Below are 25790 nucleotides of genomic sequence, written 5' to 3'. Positions count from 1 at the left end.
AGCCTCCCGCTCCAGACGCGTGGATGGTAGCAGCCGAGTTTCACTTTGCAACAACGGAATGTTCACATGAACATTTGAAGCCTTGTAAACCGAAGACCGAACGGGGGCTTTCTGCTTCCAAAGCGTGATTGGCTGGCATGGATTTCGCCATCAGCCGCTCGGATGCTCGATATAGTGTTCAAATGAACGTTATGTGTCAGTTGGCGCCGAACTATCATTTAAGCGGGACCCAGACTTTGCCGCTGCACCCATCCTCAGCGTGAAGCTCAGCGATAGAAGGGCGCACATGGCTGCGCAGGCGCGCAAGCTGATCGATACCCGCGAGCAGCGTTTCATCGACTGCTGTCGCACGAGGAAATGGGAATGCTGGTGCTTGTTTCTTCCAAATGAACTAAACTCGTGCGCTAGCTTTATTTAGCTGACATCCATCGGATCATCATCATGAATATCAGGCAGATGACCGAGATCGCCGAGCAGTGGCTAACGACATTCATTCTGAACGAATGGACGTTCTTTCAGCTTGCGATCATCGTGGCGGGCTTGGGTTTTGCGTCCTTACTTGCGTCACGCACAGAGCCTGCGATGGAGGCAAAGGCGCGCCAGATCAAGGGCAATCCAGACCTGCTTCGGGTCATCATTGCTCCTATGCGCCGGATGATGTGGCTTTTCCTCGTCGGTTGGTTATGGCTCGCCAACGTTGTGCTGAGCAAGAGCGCGTGGCCCTCACAACGCTGGCTTGTGTCCACGGCTCTGACGTTGGCAGCGGCATGGTTCCTCATCTCCGTCCTGACCAAAATTATCCGCAACCCGACGCTGTCACGCGCCGTCGCGATCGGCAGCTGGAGCTATATCGCGCTTTATGCAGTCGGGCTTGACGGCCCGGTTCTATCTGCTCTCGACGGACTCGCGGTTAATTTGGGTGCGGTGAGACTCTCGCTTCTGCTTGTGCTCAAAGCCCTCGTGCTGGCGATCGCCCTGATCTGGTTGGCCGTCCTCATCGGCAACATGCTTTCCCACTGGGTTCAGCGCTCGGCCGACTTATCGCCTTCCATCAAAGTGTTGATCAGCAAATGCATCAAGATCAGCCTGATCATAATCGCTGGAGCCATCGCTTTGTCGGCGACTGGCGTCGACCTTACCGCGCTGACCATTTTCTCAGGCGCAGTCGGCGTCGGAATCGGCTTCGGCCTTCAAAAGGTGGTCTCAAACTTCATATCCGGCATAATCATCTTGATCGACAAGTCGATCAAGCCGGGTGACACGATCACCCTTGGCGACACGTTCGGGTCGATCCGTGACCTGCGCTCGCGGTTTGTTTCCGTCATCACCCGCGATGGCAAGGAGTACCTCATTCCAAATGAAGACTTCATATCGCAGCAGGTCGTCAACTGGTCGTTCTCCAGTGATTATGTGCGGATCGACGTTGACTTCGGGACGTCCTATAACAGCGACCCGCATCAAGTCGTTAAGATCGCCATTGCGACAGCATCGACCGTGCCCCGGGTGGCAAACCAATATAAGCCACCCGTCTGCTGGCTGACCGCCTTTGGCGCTTCGTCGCTCGACTTTCGGCTTCGCTTCTGGATCTCGGATCCAGCGAACGGGCTTACAAATGTTCGTGGGCAAGTCCTGATGGCGCTGTGGGATGCCTTCAAGAAAGCCGGCATCTCTATCCCGTTTCCGCATCATGAAATCATCATGAAAAGCCCTATAGAGATCAAACAACCGGACTGATTTGCCAAGCCCCGTCGGTCCGCCGAGCGGATGCCGTTTTCGAACACGCTGTTGGAATCCGACATCGATCTGTGCCGGACAGAAGCCGGCCTTGAAGAACAGGACGGCTGCGCCCCGACTGCTGACTGACTGCCATCACGCCGATCCGGGTCTTTCCACGGCCGCCGCCTGAGCCTTGTCGGAAGCGGCTGATAGCGGCAAACAGCTCGCCCCCTGCTATCCGAGGAAACGACGCGGTTCCTCCTGCGGTCGGTCGGCATTCTCCGTCACGCCGGTTTTCCGTGCACACAGATATTCGCCAACACGTTCACGGCTCATGGGTTTGCCGAACATATAGCCCTGCAGCGTGGTGCAGCCCATTTCCAGCAAACGCATCGCCTGCCGATGACTCTCTACACCTTCGGCCGTGACCTTCATATCGAGCTTCCGCGCCAGATTGAGCACCAGTTCAACGATAGCGAGGCTCGATTCATCGACAAGCATGGTGTCGATAAAGCTCTTGTCGATCTTGATAATGTCGACCGGCAGACTTCGCAAATGCGTCAGCGACGCATAACCTGTCCCGAAGTCATCGAGCGCCACTGTCAGGCCTTTCCTACGCAAACGTTGCAGGGTTGTTGCAACGGCATCTTCCAAGCCCTGCAGGAAAACCGTTTCCGTCACCTCCAGCATAAGCTTATCCAGCGGAATTCCTCTTGACGCAAAGGCGGCAACGATCCGGGTTTCCAAGTCGCCCCTCATGAAATCGGAGGCGCTTATATTGAGGCTGACCCGCCCGAATTCCAGCCCGCGGTCGATCCAGCCTCGAATGTCGGCCGCGACCTGCTCGAGCATGCGGGTCGTAATGTGATAGGCAACGCTCGGGTCTGTGAACGCCTCGTGAAATTGCGCCGCCGACACGATTGAACCATCCGAACGCCGCATTCGCACAAGCGCTTCGAACGCCCGTACCTGACCGTCGGCACAGGCAACGATCGGCTGATAGTGCGGCACCATCCGATGTTCGGTAAGAGCCGACTCCACCTCCCGGACGATTTGAATGCGACGCGCTATCCTCGAACGCAGGCTGGGCTCGTAGTGTATATAGCTGCCGCGCCGCGTTTCTTTGGCATGATAGAGAGCGAAGTCCGCGTTCTGCGAAAGCGTTGCGGCATCCATCTCGCCCTCCGAAATCGCCCCACCCACGGTTATCGTCGGATGTATCGTCGATCCCCCAACCTGCAGAGGGCGACCGATATATTCGATCAGGTGGCGCGCGAGCGAACCCATGCGGTGTACGCTTGCGGGCGCGTCCAGAATGACGGAGAACTCATCGCCGCCGAGACGAAAGACCTTTCCTCGCTTTCCCAAGCGTTCGTCCAGACGTGACGCCACGCCTTTCAGCAGCAGGTCACCTGTCGCATGGCCGAGGATATCGTTCACTTGCTTCAGGCGATCGACGTCAATCAGCAATAAGCCGATGGAAGGAGCGTCGGCCGCTGTGAGCCGCTCCATATGAGCATTGAAGGCTGCCCGATTGGCAAGTCCGGTCAAAGGATCGGCGTTGGCGGCCTGGAGTAGACGTTGCTCGTAACGCACTTTCTCGGAAACATCCTGAACGATGCCGAACAGACGACTGGGCTTGCCGCTCAAGCGCTCGATATCGCTGACCACGCGGACCCAGCGTTCCTCCCCTTGTGGCGTCATGATGCGATATTCCCTGTCGATGCCGGCCGCTGAACCATCGAGGACATCGCGTATCCTGCGTCTGACGCTCTCGCGCTCTTCAGGAGCATAGCAGCCGATCACCTCCTCCGAGGTCATGCGTTTGCCGACCGGCAGTCCGACGGTGCGGTAAATCTGATCCGACCAAATGATGGTGCCGGTCGCGAGATCCATCTCGAAGCCGCCGACCTTGGCAGAGCGTTCGGTCTGCTCGAAGCGGGCCTGCTTCAGTTCCAACTCGCGTTGCTGCGCTCTCAGCAGGCTTTGCTGACGATGTTCGCGGATGAGGCCGACGACGACGCTTGCCAAACTGCGGAGCTGTTCGAGATCCCGATCGCCGAAGCGACGGCTCTTCGTGTCGAGGACACAGAAGCTGCCGTAGCAGGTCTCCCCTTCCGAAAGCGGCACTCCTGCATAGAACCGGACCGAACGCTCTCTGACGAAGATATTTCCGGAAAAGCGAGAATCCTTGTCGGCGTTTTTGACGATGAGCGGTGACTTCGTCTCTACGATATGGCTGCAGAAGGATTGCTCACGTGGCGTCTCCTTCAAAAAGAGACCTTGCTCGGCCTTGAACCACTGCCGATGCCCGTCGACGAACGAAACCAAGGCCATCGGCATGTCGAACATGCTGCAAGCCAGCCGCACGATAGCATCGAACTCTTCCGTTGGTGGCGTATCGAGAATGCTGGCCTGGTGGAGGAGATTCAATCTCTCATTTTCTGAAAGTGACATGCGACCCTGGGCTCCTCGCAGCGCTTGATGACGCGGAGTGAAACCCTTCATGGGTCATAGAAGCGGAAGAACTAACCGCTGACGTTCTATAGAATTGCATGATCTGGTTGCCAAATATTGAAGCTATCGACATATAGCTCGGTTGTAAGACATCTCGTCGAACAGGATATTCTCGCCTGGCGAAGATCCTGAAGTATCTGATTATTATGGCATCTGGGATGGTCGACGGCATTCCGATTTCGGTTTCGATCAAATTTGCAGGGCGCTTTCGAAAGCCTTCAGCACCGCTTCCATGAGCGCTTCGCTGCGGGTCGGATGAGTGTGGACGGTGCCGGCGATGTCTTCCAAGTGTGCACCCATCTCGACAACCGTTTCGCTGCATCGGAATGCGCGTCGCTGGCTGCCGGCGACCTTCAAAAAGGCCACGCGGCTCGCATCCGTGCAACGCGCTTAGCCGATTTCGCCTTACGAGCGCTTAAGACGGCTTGAACATGAGCCTTTGACGCCTCCTTCTTTTTCTTTGTAATTTCCGACATACATTACATACCATGTACGTTCCGCCGATTGGCACGCGGGGATTGAGGTGTTGGCGATGGCAACCGCCAATCTTCACTTTGTTGTTTTTGCTGCTTTTAGCTTGGGGCTTCGGCGCACCGTCGGCGTCTGACCGCGCGTCTGTCGTCCTCAAGGTGAATGGCGCCATTGGGCCCGCTATTGCTGACTACGTGGTACGAGGCATTCAGCGTGCTGGCGACCGAGAAGCGGTCTTGATCGTCCTGCAAATGGATACACCAGGCGGCCTTGACACCTCCATGCGGGAAATCATCCGCGCGATCCTTGCCTCGCCGGTGCCTGTCGCAAGTTTCGTCGCGCCAAGCGGAGCACGAGCTGCCAGCGCCGGCACCTATATTCTCTACGCAAGCCACATTGCGGTAATGGCCCCTGGGACCAATTTGGGTGCGGCGACACCAATCGCGCTCGGCGTAAAGCCTTTCGGCGGCGATGAGGAACCCGAAAGGAAGCCGAGCGAACCTGGTGGCAAGCAGCCGGAAGCTCCAGGCAATGCCCACGAAGCAAAAGCCGTTAACGACGCAGTCGCCTACATTCGTGGGCTTGCGGAATTGCGCAATCGCAACGCGGACTGGGCAGAGCGTGCCGTCCGCGAAGCTGCAAGCCTTTCATCCACAGCGGCAGTGCGCGAACATGCCATCGATTTCACGGCAGTTGACGTCACCGATCTCCTTGCAAAGGCACAGGGGCACGTGGTGCGGGTCGGTCAAACGGAGGTCCGGCTCGATACCGCCGGTTTGGCCGTACAGGAATTCGAGCCTGACTGGCGCACGCGCCTGCTTTCCGTCATTACCGATCCGAACATCGCAATCATCCTGATGATGGTCGGTATCTATGGCCTGATCTTTGAATTTCTCGCACCTGGGACAATGCTTCCTGGCACGATCGGCGGCATCTGCCTCCTCCTTGGTCTTTATGCCCTGGCATTGCTGCCGGTAAGTTTTGCCGCCCTTGGGCTTATTTTGCTCGGCGTGGGATTGACAGTGGCTGAGGCGCATTCGCCAAGCTTCGGCGCTCTGGGCATCGGCGGCGGGGTAGCCGTGATCCTGGGAGCGACCATCTTGTTTGATACCGATATACCCGGCTTGCAAGTGTCGCGTCCTCTGCTGGGCGCAATTGCGCTTGCGATTCTCGCCTTTAGCCTTGTCGTTGCTCGCCTGGCATTCACCTCGCGATTGCGCGCGGTCGCAACCGGTGCAGAGGAGATGATCGGCATTTCCGGTAAAGTTGAGAGTTGGACGGGGCTCTCGGGCTACGTCATCGCGCATGGCGAACGATGGAGGGCCGTTTCCGCCGAACCCCTTGTTGCTGGTGACCCTGTCAGGGTGACGGGTCGCAACGGGCTGGCGCTCGAGGTCGCCAGCCGTCCTAAGAACACCTAGCGGCACGCAAGGACGCAGGAGGAGAAGCCATGGATATGTTTGCAGATCTTGCCTTCTATTTGGTGGCCATTGTCATTGCGGTCGCCATCCTCGCATCCGCGGTTAAGATCCTGAGGGAATATGAACGCGGCGTCGTGTTCACACTTGGCCGCTTTACCGGAGTCAAGGGACCCGGCTTGATTCTGCTTATTCCCTATGTCCAGCAGATGATCCGCGTCGACTTGCGCACGCGCGTACTCGATGTCCCTAGCCAGGACGTCATCTCACATGACAATGTCTCGGTTCGAGTCAGCGCGGTGATCTACTTCAGGGTCATGGACCCCGAGAAGTCGACAATCCAGGTCGAGGATTTCATGATGGCAACAAGCCAGCTTGCTCAAACGACGTTGCGCTCCGTGCTCGGCAAGCACGACCTCGATGAAATGCTGGCAGAACGCGACAGGCTCAACTCCGATATTCAGGAAATCCTCGACTCTCAGACGGACGCCTGGGGAATTAAAGTAGCCACTGTCGAGATCAAACATGTCGATATCAACGAGTCGATGATACGCGCGATTGCTCGCCAAGCCGAAGCCGAACGCGAACGCCGCGCAAAGGTCATCAATGCCGAGGGCGAACAGCAAGCTGCAGCGAAGCTACTGGAAGCGGCGGAAATTCTGGCCAGACAGCCGGAGGCGATGCAACTTCGTTACTTGAGCACTTTGAACGTCATCGCCAGCGAGAAGACCTCGACGATTTTATTCCCCTTCCCGATGGAGTTGGGCAATCTAATGGCCATTAAGCCGAAGTGATCGAACGCACTGGGTTGGTGATTGATCCAGCTTCTGTGTCGGGCCAAAATGAGGCCACGCCCCAGAGAAACAGGCGGCCGTGGTTGCGTGAGTGAAACTCCGAAGGGCGTAGCCGGGGATCACATGCACCCGCGGCGATTGTCGCGTGGGTTTCAGCCATCCTTCGGGTGCGACTTTGCGCGGCACCGCCAACCTTGCGGCCAGAATGTGGGCTCGCCATCTTTCGCTCCTGCGATCCAGCGAATTGTCGTCGAAATCCCAATCCCGAACCGGGCTGCCGCCTGGCTTGCAGACACGCCCGCCGCAGATGCTTTCAAGACCCGTAATCGAAGATTATCGCTCAGTGCTCGTCCCATCATCCAGCTCTTCCGATATGGATTTTGAATCCGCTTCGACTCGCCTCGTCACCTCACATATTCGTCGATCACAGGATCTGCTCTAGCGCATGGGAGGCGATTACGTGTTTGCCTCTCGTGGGGCCGATCGCGGCGAACACCTCGTCCCCTGCTATCCGAGTAGACGACGCGGTTTCTCCAGCGATCGGTCGGGGTTCTATTAACAGGCTTTGCTGACGATATTCGCGGGGCCTATTGCCCCATGCAACTGTGCTTGTTCATTCACTCAGCCAAGCCTAAGCGGGATCGCTGGCCCAGTCTTCGTGTCCATGGCGTATTCGGATCACGAATATAGTTCCGTGCTCCTCGATGCGGTAGACAATGAGATGGGCTTTGAACGGATGAACTCTAACTGGCGGCGAAATCTCTTCTCGCTCACGCGCCATTCGCGGATTGGCCGCAATCAGATCAAGCACGGTAAACAACTCGTCATGATACTGCCTAGCCTGTGCGGCTCCGAACATGCGCACTCCTTGTTCGGCGATCGCAATGATGTCCTCTTCCGCTTCGACTGAAAGGTCAAAGCGCATTATCTACTGCCGCGCGTTGTTTCTGCACGTGCCACTGCCGCGGCAAAGAGTTCGTCCTTCGAGCGGCTGCCAATACCGCTTCTTAAACCGTCATCAACGAAACGTTGCATGGCGGCAACCTTGTCACCGCGAATTTGGTCCCTCCGGATCAGGTCGCGCACATAGTCACTGGCATTGGAATATCGCCCGCTCTTTGCTTGTGCCTCAACCCAATCTTTCATCGCGTCCGGAAGAGATACGTTCATCGTAGCCATTCGAGCCTCCATGGTGCGAATAGGTTAGCTGGCCTTGGCAAAGTTTGTCAATCAGCTCCACGAGCGGCGATCTATGTCATATCCGGGGATTACCGCCTACACGATGACGAAGTCAGCGCTTCAGGGGGTAGTCGGCCTGTCGATCAATGTCCGTGTGACGCTGGCACGGCCTTATTCCGGTCCCAGTTTATGTGATCCGAACCGGCAGACGTCATGCGTGATCCGGGTCCAGTCGGCTCAGATGTGCAAAGCGTTTCCCAAAGCTTTCAGTGCCGCTTCCATGAGCGCTTCGCTGCGGGTTGGATGGGCGTGGATGGTGCCGGCGATGTCCTCCAGGCGCGCACCCATTTCGATTGCCAGCGCGAAAGCTGCCGAAAGCTCGGAGACCCCGGCTCCCACAGCCTGCAGTCCGAGGATGAGGTTGGTGTCGGCACGAGCGACCACGCGCACGAAACCCTCTTCCGATAGCATCGTCATCGCCCGCCCGTTGGCGCTGAACGGAAATTGGGCGGTGCGGATCTCATATCCTTGCGCGCGCGCCTCCGCCGGCGACAGGCCGACGCTGACGATCTCAGGATCGGTAAAGCAGATGGCGGGAATGCATCTTTTGTCCCAACCCCGCTTCTTGCCCGCAACGATTTCTGCCACCATCTCCCCTTGCGCCATCGCCCGATGCGCCAGCATCGGCTCGCCGGTCACGTCGCCGATCGCATAGATGCCGCGCATCGAAGTGCGGCATTGATCGTCGATCCTCAGGTACGGACCGGCGCGGTCGAGATCGAGTTCTTCGAGGCCGGAGCCCGCCGTTCGCGGGCGGCGGCCGACGGTGACAAGGATGCGATCCGCCGGCAGTGTCTCACGCCGGCTGTCCGACGTTTCAACGATCAATGCCTCGGCATTATCGGCAAGACCCATCGCCCTTGCACCGGTCAGCACCCGGATACCGCTCTCGGTCAGCTTGCGCACGACGGGACGCACAAGTTCCGCATCATAGAGCGGCAGCACCTGCGGCGTCGCCTCGATGACGCTCACCTCCGAGCCCATCTTCGAAAAGGCCATGCCGAGTTCCAGCCCGATATAACCGCCGCCGACCACGACGAGCTTTTTCGGCAGTTCCGTGAGCGACAGCGCCTCAGTCGAGGAAATGACGCGGCCACCAAAAGGCAGATCGGCAAGCTCCACCGGATCGGATCCGGTGGCGATCACCACGGTCTCGGCGCGGATGACCTGCTGGCCGGTTTCGGTCTCCACCTCCACCGTCTTGCCGTCACGGAAACGGGCGCGGCCATGGACGATCTTCACCCGCGCATTCTGCAACAGACCCGAAACGCCGCCGGTGAGCCGGCCGACAATGCCGTCCTTCCAGGCGATCGTCCTTGCGAGGTCGATCGAGGCGCCTTCGATGCGGATGCCCATCGGATTTTTGCCGGCGAGCATTTTTTGTGTGGCGTTGAATTCCTCGGCAGCATGGATCAGTGCCTTGGAGGGAATGCATCCGACCGTGAGACAGGTGCCGCCCGGCTTGCCGGCTTCGACGATGACAGTATCGATTCCGAGCTGTCCTGCGCGGATGGCGCAGACATAACCGCCCGGGCCGGCGCCGATGACGAGTAGCTTGCAGACAATTTCTTTCATGGCTCAGCCTTCGATGAAAATGAGCGCCGGTGTTTCGAGCAGCGTGCGGATGCGCTGGACGAAGGTCGCCGCATCCCAGCCGTCGATGATGCGATGATCGAAACTGGAGGAGAGGTTCATCATCTTGCGCGGCACGAATTGCGTGCCGTCCCAGACCGGGCGTGTGGCGATCTTGTTGACGCCGATGATCGCCACCTCGGGATGATTGATGACAGGGGTGGAAACGATGCCGCCGAGCGCGCCGAGCGAGCTGATTGTGATGGTGGAGCCGGAAAGCTCGTCGCGTGTCGCCGTGCCCGACCGCGCCGCCTCCGCCAGCCGGACCATTTCGGCGGCGCAATCCCAGATGCCACGCGCTTCCGCATGCCGCACGACAGGCACGGTCAAGCCTGCCGGCGTCTGCGTGGCGATGCCGATATGGACGGCACTATGGCGCGTGATGATACCGGCATCGTCGTCGAAAGTGGCGTTTACCTCGGGCTGCCCGGCAATGGCTTTGACCAGGGCCCGCATCAGGAAGGGCAGGACCGTGAGCTTGGGATGGCCCTCCCTGCGGTCGCCGTTCATGGTGGCGCGCAGTTCCTCCAGCGCCGTCATGTCTACTTCCTCCACATAGGTGATGTGGGGAATGCGCGAGGTGGACAGCACCATTTTCTCGGCGATCCGGCGGCGCAGTCCGGTGAGCTTGATCTCCTCGGTCGCCGTCTTCTTGGCGGATCCGCCCCTTAGGAGGGCCGGAGCGGCGCCTTGCACGAGGAATTGCTCGACATCTTCGCGCAGGATGCGCCCGGCCGGCCCGGTCCCCTGCACCTGCCTGAGGTCGACACCGCTTTCCCTGGCGAAGAGCCGCACGGAGGGCGCGGCAAGCGGCTTTTCGGCGGGCGCAGCCGCAGCAGCCGGCGCTGCGGTGACCGGCGTCGCTGGGGCAGGCCTGGCGATCTCCGCTTTGACCACTTCGGCGCTCGGCGCCTGCGAGATCGGCATCGGTTGGGCCTCACCGGCACCTTCCGCCGTTTCGATCCGCACCAGCGGCGCCTTGACCGCGATGCGGTCTCCGATATCGCCGGCGAGCCAGATGACAGTGCCATCGACGGGAGAGGGAATTTCGACCGTCGCCTTGTCCGTCATCACGGCGGCGATCACCATGTCCTCTCGGACGGGATCTCCCGTCTTCACGTGCCATTCCACCAACTCGGCCTCGGCCACCCCTTCTCCGACATCGGGCATCTTGATGACGAATTCGCCCATGGCTCAGGCCTCCATGACTTCGGCAAGCGCCCGCCCGACACGGCCGGGACCGGGGAAATAGTCCCATTCCTGCGCATGCGGATAGGGCGTGTCCCAGCCGGCGACACGCACAACAGGCGCTTCGAGATGATAGAAGCAATGTTCCTGCACCAGTGACACGACCTCGGCGCCGAAGCCCGACGTCAAGGTCGCCTCATGGACGACGACGCAGCGTCCTGTCTTGGTCACCGATTTGACGATCGTATCGAGATCGAGCGGCAGCAGGCTTCTCAAATCGATCACTTCGGCATCAATGCCGACATCCTCGGCCGCCGCGAGCGCCACATGCACCATCGTGCCATAGGCGATGACGGTCACCGCCGATCCCGCCCGCCGCACCTCCGCCTTGCCGATCGGGATCGTGTAATGGCCGTCGGGCACCTCGCCGAGATCATGTTTCGACCAGGGCGTCACCGGCCGCTCGTGATGGCCGTCAAAGGGCCCGTTATAGAGCCGTTTCGGCTCAAGGAACATGACCGGATCGGGGTCCTCGATCGCCGCGATCAGCAGGCCCTTGGCGTCATAGGGATTGGACGGCACGATCACTTTCAGCCCGCAGACATGGGTGAAGAGCGCCTCCGGGCTCTGGCTGTGGGTCTGGCCGCCGAAGATGCCGCCGCCAGTCGGCATGCGCACAACAATCGGGCAGGTGAAATCGCCGTTGGAGCGATAGCGGATGCGGGCCGCCTCCTGCGTCAGCTGGTCATAGGCCGGATACATGTAGTCGGCGAACTGGATCTCGACGCAGGGCTTCAGCCCATAGGCGGCCATGCCAATTGCCGTACCGACGATGCCGGATTCGCTGATTGGCGTATCGAAGCAGCGCGTCCTGCCATATTTTGCCTGCAGGCCCTGCGTACAGCGGAAGACGCCGCCGAAATAACCGACATCTTCGCCGAAAACGACGACATTGTCGTCCTTCGCCATCGACACGTCCATGGCGCTGCGCACGGCCTCGATCATCGTCATCCTGGCCATGTCAGTATCCTGCCTTCTGCCGCTGGCGACGAATATGCCCCGGCATCTCGGCATAGACCCCTTCGAAAATGTCACGTACCGAAGGCTTGCCGCCGGCATGCAGCGTGCCATGCGCCTCGGCCTGGCGCTGCGCCTCGATCACCTCGTCCATGATTTCGGCTTCCGCCTGCACATGCCGCTCCTCCGACCAAACACCCTTGACGATCAGATGTTTCTTCAGCCGCAGCACCGGATCGCCGAGCGGCCAGGCTTCCGATTCCGTCTTCGGCCGATAGGCGCTCGGATCATCAGAGGTCGAATGCGCTCCGACGCGGTAGGTCACATGTTCGATCAGCGTCGGGCCGAGATTGCGCCGGGCGCGTTCGGCCGCCCAGCGGGAGACGGCATGGACGGCGAGATAATCGTTGCCATCAACCCGCAGCGCCGGAATGCCGAAGCCGAGGCCGCGGGCGGCAAAAGTGCCGGAACCGCCGCGGGCAATTCCCTGGAAGGTGGAGATCGCCCATTGATTGTTGACGATGTTGAGGATCACAGGCGCCTTATAGGTCGAGGCGAAGACGAGCGCCGAATGAAAATCCGATTCCGCCGTCGATCCGTCACCGATCCAGGCCGCGGCAATGCGGCTGTCGTTTTTGATCGCCGAGGCCATCGCCCAGCCGACCGCCTGCACATATTGGGTGGCGAGATTGCCCGAGATGGTGAAGAACCCGTGTTCCTTGGAGGAATACATGATCGGCAACTGCCGGCCGTGCAGCGGATCGCTCTCGTTCGAATAAATCTGGTTCATCATCTCGACCATCGGATAGTCGTCGGCAATCAATAGGCCCGCCTGGCGATAGGTCGGGAAATTCATGTCGCCCTTGTTGAGCGCCTTGCGAAAGGCGCAGCTGACGGCTTCTTCGCCGAGATGCTGCATGTAGAAGGAGGTCTTGCCCTGGCGCTGCGCCATCAGCATGCGGGCATCGAAGGCGCGCAGCTTCATCATGTTGCGAAGCCCGGACAGCAGTTCTTCATCGGAGAGTGAGCCCGCCCAGGGGCCGACCGCTTCGCCGTCACGGTTCAAGACGCGGATGATCGAATAGGCGAGATCGCGGATATCCTCGGACGCGACATCGACCTCGGGCCGCGGCACCGAACCGGCCTTGGCGATCTTGACGTTGGAAAAATCAGGTTGGCCGCCCGGACGAACGGCGGGTTCGGGGACGTGCAGGCTCAAACGAGCGGAATCCACCATGTCTCTTCTTTCCTCCCTCTGCCGACCCGCCCCTCCCCGGAAGCAGGACCGGATGCCATTCCTATAGATTGCGGGCGATCACCATGCGCTGCACGTCGCTCGTTCCCTCGTAGATCTGGCAGATGCGCACATCGCGGTAGATGCGCTCGACCGGATAATCCGCCATGTAGCCGTAGCCGCCGTGGATCTGGATCGCATCGGAGCAGACGCGCTCGGCCATCTCCGAGGCAAAGAGTTTCGCCATCGACGCTTCCGACAGGCAGGGAAGCTCCGCCTCCCGGAGCGAAGCGGCGTGAAAGACGAGCTGACGTGCCGCCTCGATCCGCACCGCCATGTCGGCAAGGCGGAAGGCGACGGCCTGATGCTCAAAAATCGGCTTACCGAAAGCCGTGCGCTCCCTGGCATAGTCACGCGCCGCCTCGAAAGCGGCCCGTGCCATGCCAACGGCTTGAGCGGCAATGCCGATCCGTCCGCCCTCGAGATTGGCGAGCGCGATGCGATAGCCTTCGCCTTCCGCACCGAGCCTCAAATCCGCAGGAATGCGCATGGCGTTGAAGGCGATCTGGCAGGTATCGGTGGAATGCAGTCCGAGCTTTTCCTCGACCCGGATCACCTCATAGCCAGGTGTATCCGTCGGCACGATGAAGGCGGTGATGCCCTTCTTGCCGGCGTCGGGATCGGTGACGGCAAAGACGATGATGACATTACCGTTTTTTCCAGAAGTGATGAACTGCTTGGCGCCGTCGATCACATAGTCGTCGCCGTCGCGCCGGGCCCGGGTCTTCAGGTTCGAGGCATCGGAACCGGCTTGTGGCTCGGTGAGCGCGAAGCCGCCGATCCATTCGCCGGTCGCAAGCTTCGGCAGGAAGCGCTGCCGCTGCTCCTCGGTGCCGAATTTCAGGATCGGCACACAACCGACGGAACTGTGCACGCTCATGATCGTCGAACAGGGTCCGTCGCCGGCGGCAATCTCCTCGAGTGCCGCGGCATAGGCGACGACGCCCGTATCCGAGCCGCCATAGGCTTCCGGAACGAGCATGCCGAGCAGCCCGAGTTCGCCCATCTCCTTCAGCTCCTCGCGCGGGAAGAGATGCTCCCGGTCGCGTTTGGCCGCTCCCGGCGCCAGCCGGTCGCGGGCAAAGTCGCGGGCGAGATCTGTGATCTGCTGCTGGAGTTCGGAAAGGATCATGTTGCTCCTGCCCTCCCCGCTAATGCCGCTCGATGGCGACGGCCGTCGCCTCGCCGCCACCGATGCAAAGCGCCGCCATGCCGCGCTTCAGATCATAGCGCTCCAGTGCCGACAGCAGCGTCACCAGAATCCGGGCTCCCGACGCGCCGATCGGATGGCCGAGCGCGCAGGCACCGCCATGCACATTGACCTTTTCATGCGGAACGTCGAGATCGCGCATCGCCGCCATCGCGACGACCGCGAAAGCCTCGTTGATTTCGAAGAGGTCGACATCCGCAAGCGCCAGGCCGGTCCGGTCCGACAGCTTCTGCAGCGCCCCGATCGGTGCGGTGGCGAAGAGATTGGGTGCCTGCGAATGGGTGGCATGGCCGAGGATGGTGGCGAGCGGGGCAAGACCGCGGCGCTCCGCCTCGGAGCGGCGCATCAGCACGAGCGCTGCCGCGCCGTCTGAGATCGAGCTGGAATTGGCGGCCGTTACCGTGCCGTCCTCTCGGAAGGCGGGCTTCAGCGTCGGGATCTTGTCGAGCTTGGCACGGCCCGGCTGTTCGTCGCGGCGGGCAACCTGCTCGGCTTTCCCCGACTTGATCGTCACCGGCACGATCTCCCTTTCGAAGCTACCCTCCGCGATTGCCTTCTGCGCCCGCGTCAGAGAAGCGATGGCGTAATTATCCTGCGCCTCGCGCGTGAACTGATAGGCCTCGGCGCAATCTTCCGCGAAGCTGCCCATCAAGCGCCCCTTGTCATAAGCATCCTCCAGCCCGTCGAGGAACATGTGATCCACGATACGCCCATGGCCGAGCCTGTAGCCGCCACGGGCCCTGTCAAGGAGATAGGGCGCATTCGTCATGCTTTCCATGCCGCCGGCAACTGCCACAGAAGCACTGCCGGCGGCGATCTGGTCATGGGCCATCATGACAGCCTTCATGCCCGAGCCGCACATCTTGTTGACGGTGCTGGCGCCGGTCGCAAAGGGCAGCCCGGCGTGGATCGCCGCCTGGCGCGCCGGCGCCTGCCCTTGCCCCGCAGGCAACACGCAGCCGAAGACGACCTCCTCGATCGCCTCGGCCTCAACGCCGCTGCGCTGGAGTGCCGCGCCGATCGCCGCCGCTCCAAGCTCGGGTGCGGTCGCGTCCTTCAGTTCGCCTTGAAAGCTGCCGATCGGCGTGCGCGCCGCACCGACGATGACGATGGGATCCTGCAAAACCATCTTTCCTCCTTCGGGCGAAGCGCTCAGCGCGCGCCCATCCGCAATGCGCCGTCGAGGCGGATAACCTCGCCGTTCAGCATGTTGTTTTCAAAGATATGGCGCACCAGCGCAGCAAATTCCGCCGGCCGGCCGAGCCGCGGCGGAAAAGGCACGCTCTGGCCGAGTGCTCCCTGAACCTCGGCCGGCATGCCTGCGATCATCGGCGTCTCGAAGATGCCGGGCGCAATCGACACGACGCGGATGCCGTGACGGGCGAGCTCGCGGGCGATCGGCAAGGTCATCGCCGCCACTCCGCCCTTGGAGGCGGCATAGGCGGCCTGGCCGATCTGACCGTCGAAGGCGGCGACCGAAGCCGTATTGACGATCACGCCGCGTTCGCCTTCAGCGTCCGGCTCCGCATTCTGGATCGCGGCGGCGGCAAGCCGGATCATGTTGAACGTGCCGATCAGATTGATGCTGATGGTGCGTACGAAACTCTCCAGGCGGTGCGGCCCGTCGCGGCCGACCACCTTTTCGGCCGGCGCCACGCCAGCGCAATTGACCAGCCCGCGCAGGCTGCCGAAGGCTTCGAGCGCCGCGGCGACCACCGCAGCTCCCGCCTCGCCGTCGGTCACGTCAGCCTCGACGAAGCGGGCGTCTCTGCCGAATTCCCGAGCCATCCCCTCTCCCGCCTCGACATTGAGATCGGCAATCATCACGCGCCCGCCGGCATCGACGAGCATGCGCGCTGTCGCGGCACCGAGCCCGGAACCGCCTCCGGTCACGATGAAACTTGCTCCACGGATCAGCATGAATCTCTTCTCCTCGCCGCCGGTCCATCTCCTCCAGATAGCGCCGGCAGGCAGAATTCTATTCGCTCTACCTATTGCAAGCGATGACAGAATTGCTCCATTATTTCGGCCAGTTTTGCCATAGCGGGGTTGAGATGGCCGAGATTGAGCGACGCATGATCGCACCGGGCTTCGTCGAGGAGGCGCTTGACAGCCTGCGGCGGCTCGGCAAGCCGACGGCGCCAATTCTTGCGCGGGTCGGCTTGCCGCCGGTCGTCGATCAGCCGGTGTCTGCCGAGACCTACGGCGCGCTCTGGCTGGCAATCGCCGCCGAACTCGACGACGAGTTCTTCGGCATGGGCGGCCGGCCGATGCGCAGCGGCAGCTTCACGCTGCTCTGCCACTGCGTGCTGCACGCGCCGACGCTGGGTCAGGCGCTGCGCCGGGCGCTGCGCTTCCTCGAGGTCGTGCTCGACGATCCCAAGGGGCGGCTCGTCATTCGAGATGGACTCGCCGAGATCGAGCTCAGGGATTCGGGCAGTCCGCGCTCGGCCTTCGCCTACCGCACCTATTGGATCATCGTGCACGGCATCACCTGCTGGCTGGTCGGCCGGCGCATCCCGATCCGCCTCGTCGATTTTCGTTGCGCGGAGCCGAGACAAGGTGCCGATTACCGGCTTTTCTTCGGCGCGCCCGTTCGCTTCTCCCAACCAATCAGCCGCCTTGGCTTCGACAGCGCCATGCTTGACCTGCCGATTTCACGCACCGAACAGGCGCTGAAACAGTTCCTGCGTGGCGCACCTGCCAATATTCTCGTGCGCTATCGCTATGACGCCGGCATCGCCGCAGCCGTTCGCCGGCGCTTGAGCCAGGCAACGCCGGCTCTCTGGTCGAGCTTCGCCGCACTTGCCGCCGACATGCGCATGCCGCCTTCGACGCTGCGCCACCGCCTGCACGACGAGGGACAAAGCTATGCCGCCATCAAGGACGAGATCCGCCGGGACCTCGCGGTCGAACTGCTGCTGAACACGTCGAAAACGATCGGCGATATCGCCGCACAGCTCGGCTATTCCGAACCCAGCGCCTTCTTTCGCGCCTTCCGCAAATGGATGGGCAAGAGCCCCGAGGCTTTCCGACGAAAGGAAGCGGAGAATTCAATCTAGATCAGTCGAAACGCTTAACCCCACCCGGCTGACTTCGCGCCTTCGAGAACATGGCGGCAATCTTCATCATAAAGGATTTGCTGAAGCGACCGAGGACCTGTTGATGAGGCTCGATGTACCAGGAGTGCTCGACGATGTCGTAATTGTATTCGTCAACGACGATCCAGCTCTGCTTGAGATCTCCCAGACCGGCCCGTCGGCGCTCGATATCGGGAATTTCCAGGGCAACCCTCCCTGGCTGCGGTGGCTGTGTGGTAATTGCCAGCAGGACAAGGTGCGTATTTCCATCACTTGCACTGCGGATTGCAATCACGACACAGACCGGCCGCTGTTTTCGTCCCTCAGTTTCGCCACGTTGCTGCTGCCATGCCCAGAGATATGGATAGGTTATCAGCTCACCAGGACGAAACTCATGGCTCATCGTCGTAGCCTTCGCCCTGTCTCAATCGCTCAATCGCCGCGCCAAACAAATCGGCATGCTCGTCCGGCATCTGCGCGGTGCTATGCGCCCGGCGCGGATCTGTGCCACTGCGCATGCGCTCGAAATGCTCATAGCTCATCAGGACGAAACGCGGCTTGTTGTGGCGAGTGAGAACGACCGGCTCGCGGCTCGCGGCATCAGTGACGTCCCCGACCTGTTTGTTGAGATCACCCGTCGTAAACTGTCGCATCGAATAGCGTCTCCTGTTTGATTTCCATATATTCCATGTTTTCCACATTTTCAAGAAATTGGCGTTCTCATCCGAGCATTCGCAGACACTTTGAACATGCCGCAACCCGCGCTACATATTTCAGCGGGAGGAGTGCCATGTTTGATTTCTCGCTCGGCGAAACCGCGGACGCGATCCGCGAAACGACGGCGCGATTTGCCGCCGATCATATTGCTCCGCTGGCTGCGGAGATTGACGAAAGCAACACCTTTCCACGTCAACTCTGGCCTCGGATGGGCGCAATCGGCCTGCATGGCATCACCGTCGAAGAAGAGTTCGGCGGCGCCGGTCTCGGTTATATCGAACATGTCGTCGCCATGGAGGAGGTCTCGCGCGCCTCGGCCTCGGTGGGCCTGAGCTACGGCGCCCATTCCAATCTCTGCGTCAACCAGATCCGCCGCTGGGCGTCGCCGGAGCAGAAGCGCCGGCATCTGCCGAAGCTGATCTCAGGCGACCATGTCGGCTCGCTTGCCATGTCGGAAGTCGGCTCCGGATCCGATGTCGTCTCCATGCGGTTGCGCGCCGAGAAAAGAGGCGACCGCTATATTCTGAACGGCACGAAGTTCTGGATAACCAACGCGCCGCATGCCGACGTGCTTGTCGTCTATGCCAAGACCGATCCGGCGGCCGGCCCAAAAGGCATTTCCGCCTTCATCATCGAAAAGGGCCTGACCGGCTTCAGCGTTTCCAAGAAGCTTTCCAAACTCGGCATGCGCGGCAGCGACACGGCCGAACTGGTCTTCGAGGATTGCGAGGTGCCGGCCGAGGCGCTGATGGGCCGGGAGGGAGAAGGCGTGAAAATCCTGATGTCCGGCCTCGATTACGAACGCGCCGTGCTTGCCGGCGGCCCGCTCGGCATCATGCAGGCCTGCCTCGATGTCGTGCTGCCATATGTGCGGGAGCGCAAGCAGTTCGGCAAGGCAATCGGCGATTTCCAGCTGATGCAGGGCAAGATCGCCGACATGTATGTCGCGCTGAATTCGGCGCGCGCCTATGTCTATTCCGTCGCCCGCGCGTGCGATGCCGGCCGCGCGACGCGCACCGACGCGGCCGCCGCGATCCTTTTTGCCAGCGAGAACGCCGTGAAGGTGTCGCTGGAAGCGATTCAGGCGCTTGGCGGCGCCGGCTATACCAAGGAATGGCCGGTCGAGCGCTTCCTGCGCGACGCCAAGCTCTACGATATCGGCGCCGGCACCAACGAGATCCGTCGCTACCTGATCGGGCGGGAGCTCATCGCATCATGACGGTGATTTCGACTGCGATCGATCGCGACAGCGAAAGCTTCAAAGCCAATACCGCCAAGAACAAGGCCCTCATCGATGAGCTCTACGAACGCTCGGCGAAAGCGCGCGAGGGCGGATCGCAGGCGGCGCGCGAGCGCCACACCGGCAAGGGCAAGCTCCTGCCGCGCGACCGCATTCAGCTCCTGCTCGATGCCGGCAGCCCTTTCCTGGAGATCGGCACGCTGGCGGCGAACGGCATGTATGGTGACGAGGCGCCGGGTGCGGGCATCATATCGGGCATCGGCCGGGTTTCCGGCCGCGAGGTGATGATCGTTGCCAATGACGCGACGGTGAAGGGCGGGGCCTATTTCCCGATGACGGTGAAGAAACATCTCAGGGCCCAGGAGATCGCGCTGCAGAACCGGCTGCCCTGCCTCTATCTGGTCGATAGCGGCGGCGCCAATCTTCCGCATCAGGCCGAGGTCTTCCCCGACCGCGACCATTTCGGCGCGATCTTCTACAATCAGGCGCAGATGTCGGCCGAAGGCATTCCGCAGATCGCCTGCGTCATGGGAAGCTGCACGGCCGGCGGCGCCTACGTGCCCGCCATGTCTGATGAAACGGTGATCGTGCGCAATCAGGGCACGATCTTTCTCGCCGGCCCGCCGCTGGTCAAAGCCGCCACCGGCGAGATCATCTCGGCCGAGGAGCTCGGCGGCGCCGAGACGCATGGCCGCCGCTCCGGCGTCGTCGACCATGTCGCCGAGAACGACGAACATGCGCTGCTTCTGGTGCGAGACATCGTCGCCAGCCTCAACAGCGTCAAATCGGTCGATATCGACATCCAGCCTCCGCGGTCGCCGAAACTCGATGTGGACGACCTCCTTGGCCTCATACCCGAGGATGTGAGGTCACCCTATGACGTGCGCGAGGTGATCGGCCGGATCGTCGACGGCTCGGAACTGCACGAGTTCAAGCCGCTCTACGGCTCCACACTCGTCTGTGGCTTCGCCCGCATCTGGGGCATGCCGGTCGCCGTCATCGCCAATAACGGCGTGCTCTTTTCCGAAAGCGCGCTGAAGGGCGCGCATTTCATCGAGCTCGCCTGCCAGCGCCGCGTGCCGCTGCTGTTCCTTCAGAATATTTCCGGTTTCATGGTCGGCGGCCGCTATGAAGCCGACGGCATCGCCAAGGACGGTGCAAAGCTGGTGACGGCGGTTGCGACAGCGACCGTGCCGAAGGTCACCGTCATCACCGGCGGCAGTTTCGGCGCCGGCAATTACGGCATGTGCGGCCGCGCCTATCGCCCGCGTTTCCTCTTCACCTGGCCGAACAGCCGCATCAGCGTCATGGGCGGCGAACAGGCGGCCTCGGTGCTCGCCACCATCCGCCGCGATGCGCTGGAGGCGCGTGGCGAGGATTGGCCTGTCGACGAGGAGGAGGCCTTCAAGGCACCGATCCGCGCCGGCTATGAGGCGGAAGGCAATCCCTATTATGCCACCGCCCGCCTCTGGGACGACGGCATCATCGATCCCAGCCAGACGCGGGACGTGTTGGGCCTTGCTTTCTCCGCCTGCCTGAATGCGCCGATTCCGAAAGGGCCGCGCTTCGGCCTGTTCCGGATGTGAGGTGCGCCATGATGGAGAGCCTTCTCATCGCCAACCGGGGTGAAATCGCCCGCCGCATCATCCGCACGGCAAAGACTGCCGGCATCCGTACGATCGCCGTCTATTCCGAGGCCGATGCCGGCCTGCCCTTCGTCAGAGAAGCCGACGAGGCGATCGCCATCGGGCCGCCGTCGGGCCGCGAAAGCTATCTGTCAGAGGCACGCATCCTGGAAGCCGCCCGCAAAACCGGCGCGGCCGCGATCCATCCGGGCTACGGTTTTCTGTCGGAAAATGCCGAATTTGCCGAAGCGGTCGAGAAGGCCGGCATCGTCTGGGTCGGCGCACCGCCGGCCGCTATCGGAGCGATGGGGCTGAAGGACGCCGCCAAGCAATTGATGCAGGCGGCCGGCGTGCCGGTCACGCCCGGTTATCTCGGTCCGGACCAGAGCGAAGCAAGGCTTGCGGCCGAGGCCGATGCCATCGGCTACCCCGTCCTCATCAAGGCGGTTGCCGGCGGCGGCGGCAAGGGCATGCGCCGCGTCGACCGCCCGCAGGATTTCGCCGATCTTCTCGCCTCCTGCCGCCGCGAAGCCGCCGCTGCCTTCGGCGATGATCGCGTTCTCATCGAACGCTTTATCGCCAACCCGCGTCATATCGAGGTGCAGATCTTCGCTGACCAGCATGGCAACTGCGTCCACCTCTTCGAGCGCGACTGCTCGCTGCAGCGCCGCCATCAGAAGGTCATCGAGGAGGCCCCTGCTCCCGGGCTCGATGCCGCCGCGCGCACGGCGATCTGCGATGCGGCAGTGAAGGCCGCAAGAGCGGTGAACTATGTCGGCGCCGGCACGATCGAATTCATCGCCGATGCTTCGCAAGGCCTGCGTCCGGATCGTATCTGGTTCATGGAGATGAACACGCGCTTGCAGGTGGAACATCCCGTCACTGAAGCCATAACAGGTGAGGATCTGGTGCTCTGGCAGCTGAAGGTCGCAACCGGCGAGCCGCTGCCGAAGAGCCAGGACGAGATCGCCATGAAGGGCTGGGCATTCGAGGCACGGCTCTATGCCGAAAATCCAGCCGCCGGCTACCTGCCCTCGACCGGAAGGCTCGAACATCTGAAACTTCCGGAGGCGGTCCGCGTCGACAGCGGCGTCGAGCAGGGCGATGAGATCACCTCCTTCTACGATCCGATGATCGCTAAGATCATCGCGCATGGGCCGAACCGCGAGGCCGCGCTGTCGAAGCTCGCCGCGGCCTGTGCCGGCATCGAGATCTGGCCGGTCAGATCCAATGCCGGCCTTATCGCCCGCGTCGCCGCCGACCCGGATTTTCGCGCCGCCCGGATCGATACCGGCTTCCTCGACCGCCACGATAAAAGCCTTGTGGCGACGGAGCCGGATGAGATGGCAATCGACAAAGCGGCAACGGCACTTTCGAAGGCCGCGAACGAGGATCCCTGGTCGATGCTGACCGGTTTTCGCATCGCCGGGCCAGGCGACGGCCGCGTGCGGGTGCGCATCGACGGCCGCCTCCACTGGGGGCGCGTGCGCCCCGGCCTTGAGGCGAATGCCGTCGAGGTCGACGCGAAGACCGTGCTTTTCGACGCCGGCAATGCCTGGACGATCGGCCTGCCCCATGCGGGCGAAGTCGAGGCGAGCCAGGGTTCGGGCGACGGCGCCATCCTTTCGCCCATGCCCGGTCTCGTCATATCGGTCGATGTCGCCGAAGGCGACACTGTTGCCAAGGGGGATCGCCTGCTGACGGTCGAGGCGATGAAGATGGAACACGCGCTGCGCGCGCCCTTCGATGGCATCGTTGGCAAATTGCAGGTTTCCACGGGCTCCCGGGTATCGGAAAACCAGCTTGTTGTCACCGTGATGAAGGGAGAGGCGTGATGGCCGGGCGGTATTTCGACGAATGGACGGTCGGCGAGCACATCGCCCATGATATCCGCCGCACGGTCACCGAGACCGATAATCTGCTGTTCACCACGCTTTCCCACAATCCGCAGCCGCTGCATCTCGACGCGGATTATGCCGCCGCCACCGAGTTCGGCCGGATCGTCGTCAACGGCACCTTCACCTTTGCGCTGACCGTCGGCCTTTCGGTCGGCGACACCACGCTCGGCACGCTCGTCGCCAATCTGGGCTATGACAAGGTGACGATGCCGAAGCCGGTCTTCATCGGCGATACGCTGCGGGTTGAAACCGAGGTGACGGAGTTGCGCCGCTCAAACTCCCGCCCCGATGCTGGCATCGTCACTTTCCGGCATGTCACGTCGAACCAGCGTGACGAGGTCGTCTGCCAGTGCCTGCGCACGGCAATGCTGAAGGTCAAACCGTCATGAGGCTGCGCTCGCTGCTCTTCGTGCCCGGCGACCGGCCGGAGCGCTTCGAGAAAGCGCTCGCCTCCGGCGCCGATGCTGTCATTCTCGATCTGGAAGATTCGGTTGCGCCCCCAAACAAGCCGCGAGCCCGGGAAGCCGTGCACGAATTCACCCTGCGCCATGCCGGCGAGGCCGCTCTGCTGATCCGCGTCAATCCGCTGACCTCCCCCGAATTCGAAGCCGATCTTGCCTCTCTGAACGGCCTTCATCCTTTCGCCGTCATGCTGCCGAAGGCCGAGGGTGCCGCTTCCGTGCTGACGCTCGCAGGCGCTCTCGCCTCCACCATTCCCATTCTGCCGATCGCGACAGAAACGCCGTCGGCGATCTTCGAGATCGGTAGCTACCGCGACGTCTCGGCGAACCTTTGCGGCCTGACCTGGGGCGCCGAGGACCTGCCGGCCGCGATCGGGGCTTCGACCGCGCGACGGACGGACGGACGTTATACGCCGCCTTACGAGCTTGCCCGCTCGCTCACGCTGTTCGCAGCCCATGCCGCCGCCGTTCCTGCAATCGAAACCGTCTATCCCGATTTTCACGATCTCAGCGGCCTCAGGGCGTACCTCGGGCGCGCCCGGCGCGACGGCTTTTCCGCTATGATGGCCATTCATCCAAGCCAGGTCGAAGCGATCAATCACGCCTTCACACCTGACGCCTCCGAGATCACCTGGGCCGAGAAGGTCGCCGCCGCCTTTGCCGCCAGACCGGATGCCGGCGTCATCCAGCTTGACGGACGCATGCTTGACCTGCCGCATCTCAAACTTGCGCTGCGCATTCTGGAAAGCGCCGGACGATAGGCCAACCTTCCAGATAATCAACCCGACTTTGCCGTTTGCCTGGAGGCGGCCTGCTCCGGCTCGAGGTAACCGGCGCCGATGGCGACATAGAGGTCCACATAATCCTTCGCGACCTGCTGCACGGTGGCAGCGAGGCTTTCCTGAGCATCTGAGACCGACCGCTGCGCGTCCAGAACGTCGAGCAGCGACGAGGCGCCATCCTTGTAGCTCGTGGTCGAAAGCGCCAGCGATTCCTGCGCGGTCTGCACCTGCCTGCGCAACGGTCCCAGCGTCTGCGTATCGTGGCGGACGGCTGCAAGCGCATTCTCGACCTCTTCGACCCCGTTCAGCACCGCCGCCTTCCACGCCAGATATTGGGTTCTGGCATCTGATTTCTCTATGTCGACATTGGCCCGCAACTTGCCGCCATCGAAAATCGGCAGGTTGAGCGTCGGTCCGAACGACCAGCTGGTCAGGCTTGCGCCGCTGGCGCCCGAGGATTTCACCCAGGTCGGCGAAATCGAGCCGGAGAGCGAGATCGACGGGTAGAGCTGGGCTTCGGCTGCACCGATATCGCCCACAGCCGCCGCAAGCTCGCGTTCGGCCTTTCTTATATCGGGACGGTTGCGAATGAGATCGGCCGGAATGCCGGCACGAATGTCGCCGCGGAACACCGGCTGGCCTGTATTCTTGCGCAGTTCGTCCGTCAGCGAAGCCGCCGGCATTCCGAGCAGAGTGGCAATGTGATGGGCCGATTCGGTGAAGTTCTGTTCGAGGTCGGGTATGTCGGACTTTGTCGATTGTACCAGGCCCTCGGCCTGGACGACGTCGAGCCGGGAGGCCGCACCGGCTTTCAGCTGTAGCTGTGTGAGTTCATAAGTCTGCTGGCGGGATTTCAAACTCGCCTCTGAAAGCGCGATCCGCTCCTGATAATAGCGGGCGTCGATATAGCTCTCGACCAGGTCTTTCAGGAAGGTGAGCTTTGCATTGTCGGCCGTCGCATAAGCGGCCCCCAGCGAGGCGATGGCGCTCTCTTTCGAACGACGGTACTGGCCGAAGACGTCGAGCAGCCAGGAAAAGCTGGCATCGCCGCCTGACGTGTTAGTAGTGCCGACCGTGGTGCGCAGCCGCCCCTTCTCGCCGGACAGGGTATGCGACCCGTCGACCGTCAGGCTCGGCAGGGCGCCTGCACCGGCGACCGTGACGTTGGCGGAAGCGGAGTTGATGCTTTCGAGCGCCTGCAGCACATCGAGGTTCTCGCTGAGGCCGTGAGTGACCAACCCATCAAGCTTCTTGTCGCGATAGGCCGTCCACCACTCGGCAGTCACGACATCGCCGTTGCTCTTATTACTCCCCGCTTCGAATTTGGCGGGAAGCGGCATCTCAGGGGGAACGTGATCCGGGCCGCTGACGCAGCCTATCAGCAGCAGTGGGAATGTGGATGCGGCGTAGCGGAGGGATGATAGCCTTCTGCGAAGCGACGTACTCACTGGCGAGCCTTCTGAACCGGGATTGTGGGTTCAGGCTTAGCGA

The 25790-nt window shown here is 61.6% G+C and carries 23 protein-coding genes and 1 pseudogene; 9 read left to right on the top strand and 15 right to left on the bottom strand.

The genetic code is table 11. The features are described 5' to 3' along the window. The first annotated feature begins 441 nt into the window (after positions 1-441). A complete protein-coding gene (locus ACQ7C1_RS24605) occupies positions 442-1734 on the top strand; it encodes a mechanosensitive ion channel family protein (RefSeq protein WP_430960140.1) in 1293 nt (430 codons plus the stop codon). Between the two features lie 216 nt (positions 1735-1950). On the opposite strand, the gene ACQ7C1_RS24600 is transcribed toward ACQ7C1_RS24605, so the two are convergent. After that, positions 1951-4173 carry an EAL domain-containing protein gene (locus ACQ7C1_RS24600; RefSeq protein WP_430960139.1) on the bottom strand — a complete coding sequence of 741 codons (2223 nt, stop codon included), beginning with the start codon at positions 4171-4173 and terminating at the stop codon, positions 1951-1953. 249 nt (positions 4174-4422) lie between these two features. Further along, a complete protein-coding gene (locus ACQ7C1_RS24595; protein WP_430960161.1) occupies positions 4423-4599 on the bottom strand; it encodes a hypothetical protein in 177 nt (58 codons plus the stop codon). A 122-nt stretch (positions 4600-4721) separates the two neighbouring features. Here ACQ7C1_RS24595 and ACQ7C1_RS24590 point away from each other — a divergent pair, with 122 nt between their 5' ends. Beyond that, positions 4722-6125 carry an NfeD family protein gene (locus tag ACQ7C1_RS24590; RefSeq protein WP_430960138.1) on the top strand — a complete coding sequence of 468 codons (1404 nt, stop codon included), beginning with the start codon at positions 4722-4724 and terminating at the stop codon, positions 6123-6125. 29 nt (positions 6126-6154) lie between these two features. Then, the gene (locus tag ACQ7C1_RS24585; protein WP_183699746.1) at positions 6155-6916 is read left to right on the top strand and encodes a slipin family protein; all 762 of its coding nucleotides are present in this window, start codon (positions 6155-6157) and stop codon (positions 6914-6916) included. Between the two features lie 185 nt (positions 6917-7101). Here ACQ7C1_RS24585 and ACQ7C1_RS24580 read toward each other — a convergent pair. The 10 genes and pseudogenes from ACQ7C1_RS24580 to ACQ7C1_RS24535 all read right to left on the bottom strand — a co-directional run. Next, positions 7102-7272 (bottom strand): annotated as a pseudogene (locus ACQ7C1_RS24580) (helix-turn-helix domain-containing protein); the annotation flags it as partial. 275 nt (positions 7273-7547) lie between these two features. Beyond that, on the bottom strand, positions 7548-7841 hold the full coding sequence (locus ACQ7C1_RS24575; protein ID WP_183699748.1) for a type II toxin-antitoxin system RelE/ParE family toxin: 294 nt from the start codon (positions 7839-7841) through the stop codon (positions 7548-7550). Then, entirely contained in the window at positions 7841-8095 is a 255-nt protein-coding gene (locus tag ACQ7C1_RS24570; protein ID WP_430960137.1) for a type II toxin-antitoxin system ParD family antitoxin, read from the bottom strand. The genes ACQ7C1_RS24575 and ACQ7C1_RS24570 overlap by 1 nt, the downstream gene beginning before the upstream one ends. 237 nt (positions 8096-8332) lie before the next feature. Further along, entirely contained in the window at positions 8333-9730 is a 1398-nt protein-coding gene (gene lpdA / locus ACQ7C1_RS24565; RefSeq protein ID WP_430960136.1) for a dihydrolipoyl dehydrogenase, read from the bottom strand. 3 nt (positions 9731-9733) lie between these two features. Continuing rightward, a complete protein-coding gene (locus ACQ7C1_RS24560; protein ID WP_430960135.1) occupies positions 9734-10978 on the bottom strand; it encodes a dihydrolipoamide acetyltransferase family protein in 1245 nt (414 codons plus the stop codon). 3 nt (positions 10979-10981) lie between these two features. After that, on the bottom strand, positions 10982-11995 hold the full coding sequence (locus tag ACQ7C1_RS24555; protein ID WP_183699754.1) for an alpha-ketoacid dehydrogenase subunit beta: 1014 nt from the start codon (positions 11993-11995) through the stop codon (positions 10982-10984). A 1-nt stretch (position 11996) separates the two neighbouring features. Further along, complete coding sequence (locus tag ACQ7C1_RS24550) at positions 11997-13229, bottom strand: 3-methyl-2-oxobutanoate dehydrogenase (2-methylpropanoyl-transferring) subunit alpha (protein ID WP_430960134.1); 1233 nt, start codon at positions 13227-13229, stop codon at positions 11997-11999. A gap of 61 nt (positions 13230-13290) precedes the next feature. Beyond that, positions 13291-14418, bottom strand: coding sequence for an acyl-CoA dehydrogenase family protein (locus tag ACQ7C1_RS24545; protein WP_430960133.1), 1128 nt, complete (start codon positions 14416-14418; stop codon positions 13291-13293). A 19-nt stretch (positions 14419-14437) separates the two neighbouring features. Continuing rightward, the gene (locus ACQ7C1_RS24540) at positions 14438-15625 is read right to left on the bottom strand and encodes an acetyl-CoA C-acyltransferase (protein ID WP_430960132.1); all 1188 of its coding nucleotides are present in this window, start codon (positions 15623-15625) and stop codon (positions 14438-14440) included. 23 nt (positions 15626-15648) lie between these two features. Continuing rightward, positions 15649-16416, bottom strand: coding sequence for a 3-hydroxyacyl-CoA dehydrogenase (locus ACQ7C1_RS24535; RefSeq protein ID WP_430960131.1), 768 nt, complete (start codon positions 16414-16416; stop codon positions 15649-15651). Positions 16417-16550: 134 nt separating this feature from the next. On the opposite strand from ACQ7C1_RS24535, the gene ACQ7C1_RS24530 reads away from it, so the two are divergent. After that, positions 16551-17558, top strand: a complete 1008-nt coding sequence (locus tag ACQ7C1_RS24530) for an AraC family transcriptional regulator (RefSeq protein ID WP_430960130.1) — start codon at positions 16551-16553, stop codon at positions 17556-17558. Position 17559: 1 nt separating this feature from the next. Here ACQ7C1_RS24530 and ACQ7C1_RS24525 read toward each other — a convergent pair whose 3' ends face one another. Together ACQ7C1_RS24525 and ACQ7C1_RS24520 are read right to left on the bottom strand one after the other, a co-directional pair. After that, positions 17560-17979 (bottom strand): hypothetical protein, encoded by a 420-nt coding sequence (locus tag ACQ7C1_RS24525; protein WP_430960129.1) that lies wholly within the window; start codon positions 17977-17979, stop codon positions 17560-17562. Beyond that, positions 17969-18229 (bottom strand): type II toxin-antitoxin system Phd/YefM family antitoxin, encoded by a 261-nt coding sequence (locus tag ACQ7C1_RS24520; protein ID WP_430960128.1) that lies wholly within the window; start codon positions 18227-18229, stop codon positions 17969-17971. Before ACQ7C1_RS24520 ends, ACQ7C1_RS24525 begins: the two co-directional genes overlap by 11 nt. Positions 18230-18366: 137 nt before the next feature. Here ACQ7C1_RS24520 and ACQ7C1_RS24515 point away from each other — a divergent pair, with 137 nt between their 5' ends. Genes ACQ7C1_RS24515 through ACQ7C1_RS24495 form a run of 5 tightly spaced genes read left to right on the top strand, consistent with a single transcriptional unit; the run spans position 18367 to position 24278 of the window. Then, a complete protein-coding gene (locus tag ACQ7C1_RS24515) occupies positions 18367-19512 on the top strand; it encodes an isovaleryl-CoA dehydrogenase (protein ID WP_430960127.1) in 1146 nt (381 codons plus the stop codon). Further along, positions 19509-21119, top strand: coding sequence for a carboxyl transferase domain-containing protein (locus tag ACQ7C1_RS24510; RefSeq protein WP_430960126.1), 1611 nt, complete (start codon positions 19509-19511; stop codon positions 21117-21119). The genes ACQ7C1_RS24515 and ACQ7C1_RS24510 overlap by 4 nt, the downstream gene beginning before the upstream one ends. Positions 21120-21127: 8 nt before the next feature. Further along, positions 21128-22993, top strand: a complete 1866-nt coding sequence (locus ACQ7C1_RS24505; protein ID WP_430960125.1) for an acetyl/propionyl/methylcrotonyl-CoA carboxylase subunit alpha — start codon at positions 21128-21130, stop codon at positions 22991-22993. After that, entirely contained in the window at positions 22993-23445 is a 453-nt protein-coding gene (locus tag ACQ7C1_RS24500) for a MaoC family dehydratase (RefSeq protein WP_430960124.1), read from the top strand. Before ACQ7C1_RS24505 ends, ACQ7C1_RS24500 begins: the two co-directional genes overlap by 1 nt. Beyond that, the gene (locus tag ACQ7C1_RS24495; RefSeq protein WP_430960123.1) at positions 23442-24278 is read left to right on the top strand and encodes an HpcH/HpaI aldolase/citrate lyase family protein; all 837 of its coding nucleotides are present in this window, start codon (positions 23442-23444) and stop codon (positions 24276-24278) included. Before ACQ7C1_RS24500 ends, ACQ7C1_RS24495 begins: the two co-directional genes overlap by 4 nt. Positions 24279-24295: 17 nt before the next feature. Here the strand turns inward: ACQ7C1_RS24495 and ACQ7C1_RS24490 are convergent, their stop codons facing one another. Next, complete coding sequence (locus ACQ7C1_RS24490) at positions 24296-25747, bottom strand: efflux transporter outer membrane subunit (RefSeq protein WP_430960122.1); 1452 nt, start codon at positions 25745-25747, stop codon at positions 24296-24298. Between the last annotated feature and the right edge of the window lie 43 nt (positions 25748-25790).

Source organism: Rhizobium sp. Nf11,1 (assembly GCF_050587665.1).
Taxonomy (GTDB): domain Bacteria; phylum Pseudomonadota; class Alphaproteobacteria; order Rhizobiales; family Rhizobiaceae; genus Rhizobium.
The sequence above is the reverse complement of the archived record's forward strand: the minus strand, read 5'-3'. Positions and strand labels throughout refer to the sequence as shown.